This window comes from Streptomyces sp. NPDC043812 (assembly GCF_056436245.1).
This window is the reverse complement of record NZ_JBWKCY010000062.1, coordinates 1-8,784: the sequence shown is the minus strand read 5'-3', so window position 1 is coordinate 8,784 and position 8,784 is coordinate 1. Positions and strand designations below refer to the sequence as shown.

Here is an 8,784-nt window from a genome sequence, read left to right as displayed (position 1 = left end):
CCACCAGTGGAGGACACGCCCCATGAGCAGCAACACGGCCGCCGAGCAGCAGACCAGCACCCTTGCCGGATTGGGTCGACTGGTCGAGTTCGACCCCCGCGCGCTGGAGATTGACCCGCGCAACGCCCGCAAGCAGAACCCGAAGCCCGACGCCGCCCTGTTGGCGTCCGTGGAGCGGATCGGCGTGCAGGAGCCGATCACCGTCCGGCCGCTCGGAGACGACCGGTACGGCGTGATCAAGGGACAGCGCCGCCTGTTGGCCGCGCAGGCCGCCGCGAAGAAGGCCGACGCGAAGGGCAAGCCGGTCCGTCCCATCCCGGCATTCGTCCGCGACGACCTCACCGACGCCGACGCCGAGGCACTGCTCCTGTCGCTGGTCGAGAACATTTAGCGCGCCCGCATGACGGACCGCGATCAGGTCAACGGCGCGGCCCAGCTCGAAATCATCGGCACCAGCGAGGCCGGACGCCGCCGCGCGGCCGCTGTGCTGGGCATGAAGCGCGACGCGCTCAAGTCCGCGAAGAAGGCCGCCGACCTGACCCCGGAAGGCTTGACCAGCGGAGCCCGGTACGGATTCGACCTCATGGAGCTTGCCGACCTCCAGGAAGTCGAGAGCGTGACCGGTGCCGCTTCCCGCCTGGCCACCGCGAAGCGCCGCGACGCCGACGACCCCAAGAACCGGCGCGGCAATTGGTCGCACGCCATGGCGAAGCTGCGGGAAGACCTTGCCGACGTGCGCAAGCGCGAGGCCGCAGTGAAGGCACTCACCGATTCCGGTGTGTCAGTGCTGGACCGGTACCGGAAGCAGGACGCCACCGAGCGGCCGTTGAGCGAGCTCACCAACGGACTCGGCGAGGACATCACGCCCGAGGCCCACGCCACGAAGTGCGAGGGACACGCGGCGCGGCTGGACGACGACGCCGAGCCGGTATGGCACTGCGCCGACCCCGCCCGCTACGGCCACAAGGTCCGGGGCGAGCAGGAGGACGCCCAGGCCAAGGAGGCCGCGCGCATCGAGCGGCGCAGGGTCATCGCGGGCAACCGGGCCGCGCGCGCCGCGCGGGAGGTGCGCAAGGAGTTCCTTGTGCAGCTGTGCAGCCGCAAGAGCCTTTCCGACGCCGCATGGCAGTTCGTTCTTTCCGCGATGCTCAACCAGACCCAGCCGTACCGCAGGCTGATCAACAAGAACGGCAAGAGCGCCGCCGCCGCCATGGCCGACGTAGCGCGGTTCGCGCGTGCTGCGGACCCCGAGGGCAAGGACGAGCCCGTTACGGAGCTGATTCAGCGCACGGGCAAGGCCAAGCGCCCGCAACTGCTCCTTGCACACGTCGCGGCCGCCTACGAGGCGGACATGACCGACAACGTATGGGAGCACCCGCACGGCACGCCCCACGAGTGGCTGACGTTCCTGGCCGCCGAGGGATACACCCTGGCGGACCAGGAGGCCGCGATGGTCGCCACGGCCGAGGGCCGCACCGAAGAGCGGGACCAGGACGGCGCCCAGGACCAGGAGGAGCCCGAGGAGCTGCCCGAGGCCGACGACGCCACGGACACGGCGCCGGAGCCCGCCGAGGAGCCGCAGGAGCCCACCGAGCAGGCCACGGAGACGGAGGCCGGGCAGGAGGCGCCGCAGGAGCCGGGCAGCGCCCCCGACGCGTCACCGGCCGCCGAAGAGGAGCAGCAGGCCACCGACGCGGAGGAAGCGCCGACCGCCGAGGAGGAGACGGCACCGCAGGAGTAGGGAGCGCGACGCGCCGGGGGGTGGATTCGTCCACCCCCCGGCCCCGGCCCCGGCCCCGTCCGGCCGCCCCGGCCGCCCCCGCCGGCCTGGCCGCCGAGCCCCCATGTCCCGATCACGCAGAGGAGTCCGCATGCCCCGCGCCGGATCCCAGTTCCGATTCCCCCTCGCCGCAGTGCTGGCCGCCGCCGAGCACGCCGCCGCCGCCGAGGAACACCGCAAGCCGTATGACGACCCCGAGGCCCGCCCAAGTCTGTGGTGGGTCAAGGACGACGGTGTGTATCTGATGAGCAGTGCCGCAGTGCGCGACGACGACCCCGAGGACGCCGCCCGCGTCGTCCACGCCCAAGGATGGGGACCAGGCACCGACGCCTACTCCCTACTCGGCGGGGATGACGCCCTGTTGGACGTTCTTCCGCTGGACGACCCCACGTTCCCCGTGCTGGACGTGCTGCGCGCCGCACTGGAGGACGGAGCGTCGCAGCTCATCTTCGAGTTCAGCGGCCCCGACCGCTTCCGCATCACGACCCAGTGACCCCCGCCCGACAGCGCGTGCAGGGCTGGCCCCCTGCCCCCGGCCCCAACCCGCAGCAACAGCAGAGGAGCAGCACCCCATGAGCAGGCAGCAGCACCGAGAAGCGACCGCAGTGCGCGTCACGTGCGGCGCGGCGCACGAGGTCTACGACGCGGTCATGCGCCCGCCGCACGAGAGCGGCCGGTACGTGTGCCCGCGATTCACCCTGGACGCTGTGTGCCAGTTGGCCGCCGACACCCAGGCCGCCGCCCGCAGCGCCTACGGAGTCCACACCGTCCACGTCATCGAATGCGGAGCGACTGCCGAGGACGGCACTCCGAGCGTGATCGTTCTTGGCATCCGGTGGGACGACGACGAGGACCCCGGGCAGCGAGTGACGGTCATTGCGCCCGGTGAAGACGGCCGGTACGCCCTCGGCGGGGGCGAATGGACGTGGGAAGTCGTCGCGGACGGTTGCAGGTGAGCGACTGACCGCGCGCAGAGAGAAGGGCCGGACGCGTCGCGTCCGGCCCTTCTGTCGTCTGTGTGGCGGTCCGGCGGTTGTCCGCCGAAGCGGACCGCTTTCGCGGCTGGCCCAACCGCCGGACCTTCCCAAACCACAACCCAGCGAAGGCCCCGAAGGGTCGGCGCAGGAGCTGCGTTCTGTCACCAGGATAGCGGCCGGCGCCGGTGTCCCTTGCCCGGTCACCCACCCCCACCGGAACGCCTTATCGTGCTAGAATTCTTTATGTCAGTCCGTTGGCCCGGACGACGCCCCGACCACCACCCGACGGAAGGCAGCCCCCATGACAGCGCAGACCGAAGGCCGCGACCCGCTGGCGGAGGCCGGTGTCAGTGAGGACGACATCGCCGAAGCCATGAGCCCCATCGCCCGGCAGATCATCCGCACGGCCCGCGACCTCGGCCGCGACCCGGAAGAGCTGCTGGTGACGGTGGAAGATGCGCTGGCCCCGCTGGCACTCGGCCGCCTGATCGCGCAGCGCGCAGGACTCACCGGAGCGGAGTTCCAGCAGACCGCCCAGCGCGTCACCGCGCACGCACTGGAGCAGGACGGACGCCCCGACCTCATTCCGCTGGCACACACGCTCACCCCCTGCCCCGAGTAGCCGCAGGGTGCGGGACGGGGCCCGCAGCCGCGTCCCGCACGCCGCCACGGCTGCGGCCGGCCGCAGCCCCTCCCCCTCGGACCGGAAGGTTCTGTTCATGACGCATGTCGCCATCACGCGCCCGCGGTTGCTGGTCATCCGCTGGTCCGTCAGCGACCAGAGCGGAACACAGCGCGGCGCATGGTCGATGCCCGCCGCCCCGTTCGGCACCCCCGCATGGCAACTGCCCACCGTGGCCGTGCACCTGGCACGCCTCCACCGCACCCAGGCGCCGCCCACCGTGACCGCGTTCGCCGGCCACCTGGCCGAGCGCGGCACGCGCCCCGTCCCCGTCCCGCTGGACCCCTACGGCTACGACCCGCTGCACGACGAGCGGGTGTCGTGCCTGATCGATGTGCACACCGAGCCCGCCCAGGGCGGCGAGCAGTGGCCGCGGTGCTCGCTGGTCACGCTGGAGCAGGAAACGGGCCGCTGTTCCTGGAGCCGGATCACGCGGCACCGCACCGCGTACGGAGTGATCGCCGCGACGCACACCGAAGTGACCGCCGAGGCCCAGCGGCTGGCAGACATCCAGCGCACCCGCCCGAGCGACGCCACCGCCGCCGCCCTTGCCCGGTGCGAGCAGGTACGCGACTGGACCGGGCGCGCCCACCGCGCAGTGAAGGCCGAGCAGACGCTCATACGGGCCGGACGCGCGCGCACCCCGCTCCCGCAGACGCGCCGATCGGTCGCGATCGCCCGAAGCTGAGACCACACCGGAACATATAATCGTGCTAGCATTTTTCACGTCGGAAGGGGTTGGCCCCCCGGACGGCACCCGGACCACCACCCAGCGAAGGAGCACCCGTGGAGCGCACCGACGAACTGCTTGCCCGTATCGAGGACGACCTTGCCGTCAGCCATGACGCCATGCGGTCGATCCCGGCGGACAGTGCCGAGGCCGCCGAAATCACCGACGGCGCGCAGCCGTTCGGCCAGGGCATCATCGACACGTACACCCGCAGTGAGGCACTCGCCGACGGCCTGCTGATCGCGGTCGACGACGCGATGTCGCGCGAGGCCGGAATCCTCATCCCCGTGGCGCTCAGCGCCGCCGCGCACGCCGACTGCGTCGCGTGGAGCGACGAGGACACCGAGCGCCAGACCCCGCAGGACGAGAGCGGCCGCCTGTGGGACGTGCTGTTCATGACCCGCGTGGCCATGCACCGGGCGCGCGGCCGGAGCGAATGCCGGGTGGAGCTGTACCGGGTCCCGCGCGACGGACAGAGCGAGGCGGCACGCCCGGTGACGCTGAAAGCCGTGCTCAGCGGCGGGGACGAAGGCGAGCCGGTGCTCGCCATCATGCAGCCGCATGAGGACTGACACCCCTCCGGCCGGTGCCGCACCCGTGCGGCACCGGCCCCCGGCCAGCCCCTCACCACCACCCCGGAGGCTCTCCATGCCTGCCCGCTGGACCACATCCACCGTCACCGACCAGGGCCCGCGCCGGCACATGGCCGACGCCGCCGACGCCTACCGCAACGCAACGGATCGGTTCGCATGGGCCATTGCCGACGGGATCGGCGACGACTACGAGCCGGCCGAGGCCGCGCAGCACGCCACCCACGCCGCCGTCAGGGCCGCCGTCCGCAGCGGCGCCGCATGCGGCATCGCGGCCGCCCGCACCGCACTCCAGGAGATGTACGACGGAGCGCCGCGGGGGCAGGAAGGGGACTGCGTCATGGTCTGCGCCGTCCAGGTGGACGACAGCGCCGGAGGCGGATTCGACATCGCATGGGTCGGCGACTGCCGCGCCTACGTCCTGCAGAACGGGACGCTGCACCAGGTGACCGAGGACCACACCCGCGGGCAGGAGATGCGCCGCAGCGCCCACGAGTGGACGCGCGAACTCGCCCCGGGCTTCGACCACATCGTCACCCGCAGCGTTCTGCTGGAGGGAGCGATCGCGTCCGTCCGGATCAGCGGCCCGGTGCAACGCCTGCTCCTGTGCAGCGACGGACTGTCGACGACCGTGCCCGCCGACACCATCGCCCGCATCCTTGCCGCCCCGCACCGGCCCCACACGATCAGCCGCACGCTGCTGGACACCGCACGGGCCGACCGCCGCGCACGCGACAACATCGCCGCGACCGTTCTCACTCCCCGCCCCGACCACGCCTGAGGAGAGCCATGGCCACGCCCGGCCCCGCACCGTCCGCGCCTCAGTACCTGCCCCGCACGACGGGCGGCCGCCACACCGTCGGCGACCGCATCCACCGCTACACGCTCAGCACGCACGGCAGTGCCGACGAAGCGCGCTGCGCCGCCCTGGTGCTCAACACCGACCCCGGAGCAGCGGCGCACGCCGTGCGCACGCTGGACCGCACACAGTCCGGGCCGGCCGCCGATGCCCGCCGCCTGCTGCGCCGCTACGGCTACCGCTGGAGCCTCAGCGAGCGCGCCGCCGTCAGCCTGCACGCGGTCCAGGACCTGAAGAAGGCCGAGCGCGCGGGACATCTGCGCATGGTGTGGACCCCCTTCGGCATGCCGTACTACGTGACGCCCGAGCGCTACCGCGAGCTGCCGATCACGGGCATCGACGACGACGGCGGGGCGACGCCGACCGCCCCGGCCGGCGAACTCGCCCGCACCACCACATGCGTGCAGCACCGTGCAGAAGGCCGGATGTGCCGGGCGTGCCGGCCCGTCGAGGGCTGGGAATGCGACGACGTCGACTGCGACGCCAACGCGGTCACGGCCGTCGACATGCGGCGGCTGTGCGAGCGGCATTGCACGGTCCCGCGCGCGGTCGATGCGTCCGGCCATCCGCTCCCGCCCTACGCCGAGCCGCGGTATCTCGTCGTCCGCTACCCCGACATGCACGTGCTCGTGAACGTCGCCCGCCCGCTTCCCGAAAGCGGCGACCACGTCGCCGACGCGGCCGTCTGGGGAGCCGTCCAGGCTCGCGCCGAAGCGGAGGCGCGAGCCATCCACCAGCCGGGACCGCGCACGCAACTGCGGTCCTTCTGGAGGAGGAAAGGGCAGATGCCCGACCCGATGTGGCTCGGCGTACTCGCCCTGCGGGGAACCGTGACCGGGCCATGGCCGCGCTGAACGTGGCACCCTCACCCATCCCACCAAAACACTCAATCGTGCTACAATTATTTACGTCAGAAGGGGTTGGCCCCCCGGACGGCACCCGGACCGCCATCCAGCGAAGGAGCAGCCGTGGCACGCCGCCTCATCACCCCTCCCGCACAGCCGCAGTACACCGCCCGCACATTCAGCGGCCGTCACGAGACGTTCGACCGGATCAACGGCTACGCACTCAGCGCGCACCGCACCGCCGACGACGCACAGCAGGCCGCGGACGAGCTCAACACTTCCCCGGCCGCTGCCATCGCCGCCGTGGAAACTCTGGACGCGTCGCAGACCGGCCCGGCCGCCACGGTTCGCCGCTATCTGCGCCGCTACGGTTACCGCTGGACCCTCACCGAGCGCGACGCGAACGAGCTGCACGGCCACTTCCGCCTGAAGGAACTCACCCGCAAGGCGCACCTGGTGATGGTGTGGAGCGCGCAGGGCATGCCCTTCTACACCACTCCCGAGCGTCACAGCGAGCTGCCGATCACGTTCGTGCACGACACGGGCGAGACCATCCCGACCGCCCCGTTCGCCGAACTCGGCCGCCGTGATGAGCGACTGGAGTCCATGCCGGACCACGTCCGGTACGCCCCGTGCGAGATGCACGGCATCCAGACCGGACGGTGCGCCATCTGCCGCCCGAAGGAAGCGTGGGAGTGCGACTACGGCACGTGCTGGGCGAACGCCGTCACCACGGTGACCGGCCGCCGGGCGTGCGAACTCCACGCCGACATGATCAGCCCCCGTTTCGCGAAGGCCGCCGCTCTCGGCGCCTGACCCCCTTCCGCTCCCCGCTGGTGCCGCGCCCCGCGCGCGGCACCAGCCCCGAACCGGCAGAAGGGACAGCCGATGTTCACCCCGATCATCTGCGGCACGTGCGGCCGCGGCCGCTACCGGCCGGCCGACGGCGACCTGTACGCGTGCACCACGTGCGGGCAGGAGCTCAGCCGCTCGGATTTCGTGCTGGACCCCGACGAGGAGCTGACGTGCCACCAGGGCACCATGCACACCCGCATACGGGAGTCCGTATCCGGTCTGTACGAAGTGAGGCCCACGCACCGCGTCCAGGGTGACTACGTCCGCGCAACCCTGTGGCGCGCACTGCACAGGCAGGACGTGTTCAGCAGCACGGACGAGGTCAACGCCGCCAACCGCCTGAAGTTCGACGCACATCTGCCGGACGAAGGCCCCTGGTTTCTGGACGTCGCCGAGCTGCGCACGCTCGTGATCACGCTGCGCTGGCGCCGCACCGCGGCCGCCGTCGTCGATCCCCGCCACGAGGCGATCACGACGGCCATCGTCGCCACCTACGCGCGCGCCACTGGTGGCCCTGACACCCGATGACCCCACCCCGGGGGTGCGGACACCGCCCGCCGCACCCCCGGGCCCGGCACGAGGAGTACCGCATGGCCGCCACCTCCGTCCGCACATTCGCCGCCGCCCTCGCCGCACAGCTGACCACCCCCGACAACCCATGGCGCAGCGAGCCCGATACGCGCTGGAACGGCGCCCATCTGCTGTCCAGCGAGAAGGGACACGAGATCGCGCTCATCCCTCGCGGCGCGAGCATCACCGCCCGCGCTCTTCTTCCCGGAAGGCACGGCGCGCAGGAGATCACCATGCAGGCGCGCAGCGCGGCCTACGTGGGCCGACACATCCGTCAGCGCCTCATGCCCCGGTACGAGAGCGCGCGAGCCGCGCAGTTGCGGCAGCACGACGCCGCCACCGCCGAGGAGAGCGCCCGCAGCTGCGCCGCGCGCCGCATCGCCACCGCACTCGGAGCCGACCGCATCCCAAGCGAGCTCGGCGCCCCGGTCCGCGTCACCCCCCACGCACACCGCCGGGTGACCACCGTGCGCAGCAACCGGTACGGCCACACCCCGCACACCGTGCACGCCGACATCGAGGACCACGCATCTGCGGTCGACCTCACGGTCCGCGGACTCACCAGCGACCAGGCCGCCGCCCTCTGCACCCTGATTCACCGCCTGACCCTCCCACGCCCGGCCGGTCGAGCGGCCGCGGCATGACCCGAACTCCACGCAGCACACCAGGAACCGGAGGCACAGACATGACCCACACCGAGCGTCCCCTGCCGGACACGACCACCCTGGCACCCGCCGTAGCCGCTCTCCTCGGCGCCGGCTGGAGCGCAGTGCCCGACGCCGAGCGCGGGTACGAACGCACCTGCGAACTGCGGCACACCGACGGCCGCGCCATCCGTCTCTCCGTCACCGTCTACGACACGGGCAGCGCCTACGGTCGCCTGCGCGCCACAGGGC

The 8,784-nt window shown here is 72.0% G+C and carries 13 protein-coding genes; all 13 read left to right on the top strand.

Annotated elements, in window-relative coordinates; translation table 11 throughout:
• Positions 1-22: 22 nt before the first annotated feature.
• On the top strand, positions 23-391 hold the full coding sequence (locus tag AC067Z_RS38155; RefSeq protein ID WP_478794245.1) for a ParB/RepB/Spo0J family partition protein: 369 nt from the start codon (positions 23-25) through the stop codon (positions 389-391).
• 9 nt (positions 392-400) lie between these two features.
• Positions 401-1,741: a hypothetical protein gene (locus tag AC067Z_RS38150; RefSeq protein WP_478794244.1), complete on the top strand. Its 1,341-nt coding sequence runs from the start codon at positions 401-403 to the stop codon at positions 1,739-1,741.
• A gap of 130 nt (positions 1,742-1,871) precedes the next feature.
• A complete protein-coding gene (locus AC067Z_RS38145; RefSeq protein ID WP_478794243.1) occupies positions 1,872-2,273 on the top strand; it encodes a hypothetical protein in 402 nt (133 codons plus the stop codon).
• 79 nt (positions 2,274-2,352) lie between these two features.
• A complete protein-coding gene (locus AC067Z_RS38140) occupies positions 2,353-2,736 on the top strand; it encodes a hypothetical protein (protein WP_478794242.1) in 384 nt (127 codons plus the stop codon).
• Between the two features lie 322 nt (positions 2,737-3,058).
• Positions 3,059-3,379: a hypothetical protein gene (locus tag AC067Z_RS38135; protein WP_478794241.1), complete on the top strand. Its 321-nt coding sequence runs from the start codon at positions 3,059-3,061 to the stop codon at positions 3,377-3,379.
• Between the two features lie 97 nt (positions 3,380-3,476).
• Positions 3,477-4,127, top strand: a complete 651-nt coding sequence (locus AC067Z_RS38130; RefSeq protein ID WP_478794240.1) for a hypothetical protein — start codon at positions 3,477-3,479, stop codon at positions 4,125-4,127.
• 98 nt (positions 4,128-4,225) lie between these two features.
• On the top strand, positions 4,226-4,741 hold the full coding sequence (locus AC067Z_RS38125; protein ID WP_478794239.1) for a DUF6573 family protein: 516 nt from the start codon (positions 4,226-4,228) through the stop codon (positions 4,739-4,741).
• A 76-nt stretch (positions 4,742-4,817) separates the two neighbouring features.
• Positions 4,818-5,540, top strand: a complete 723-nt coding sequence (locus AC067Z_RS38120; protein WP_478794238.1) for a PP2C family protein-serine/threonine phosphatase — start codon at positions 4,818-4,820, stop codon at positions 5,538-5,540.
• A gap of 8 nt (positions 5,541-5,548) precedes the next feature.
• Positions 5,549-6,472 (top strand): hypothetical protein, encoded by a 924-nt coding sequence (locus AC067Z_RS38115; protein ID WP_478794237.1) that lies wholly within the window; start codon positions 5,549-5,551, stop codon positions 6,470-6,472.
• 114 nt (positions 6,473-6,586) lie between these two features.
• Positions 6,587-7,279: a hypothetical protein gene (locus tag AC067Z_RS38110; RefSeq protein ID WP_478794236.1), complete on the top strand. Its 693-nt coding sequence runs from the start codon at positions 6,587-6,589 to the stop codon at positions 7,277-7,279.
• A 72-nt stretch (positions 7,280-7,351) separates the two neighbouring features.
• Entirely contained in the window at positions 7,352-7,846 is a 495-nt protein-coding gene (locus tag AC067Z_RS38105; RefSeq protein ID WP_478794235.1) for a hypothetical protein, read from the top strand.
• A gap of 62 nt (positions 7,847-7,908) precedes the next feature.
• Entirely contained in the window at positions 7,909-8,532 is a 624-nt protein-coding gene (locus AC067Z_RS38100) for a hypothetical protein (protein ID WP_478794234.1), read from the top strand.
• A gap of 41 nt (positions 8,533-8,573) precedes the next feature.
• The coding region (locus AC067Z_RS38095) for a hypothetical protein (RefSeq protein WP_478794233.1) at positions 8,574-8,784 on the top strand (211 nt) is incomplete at its 3' end.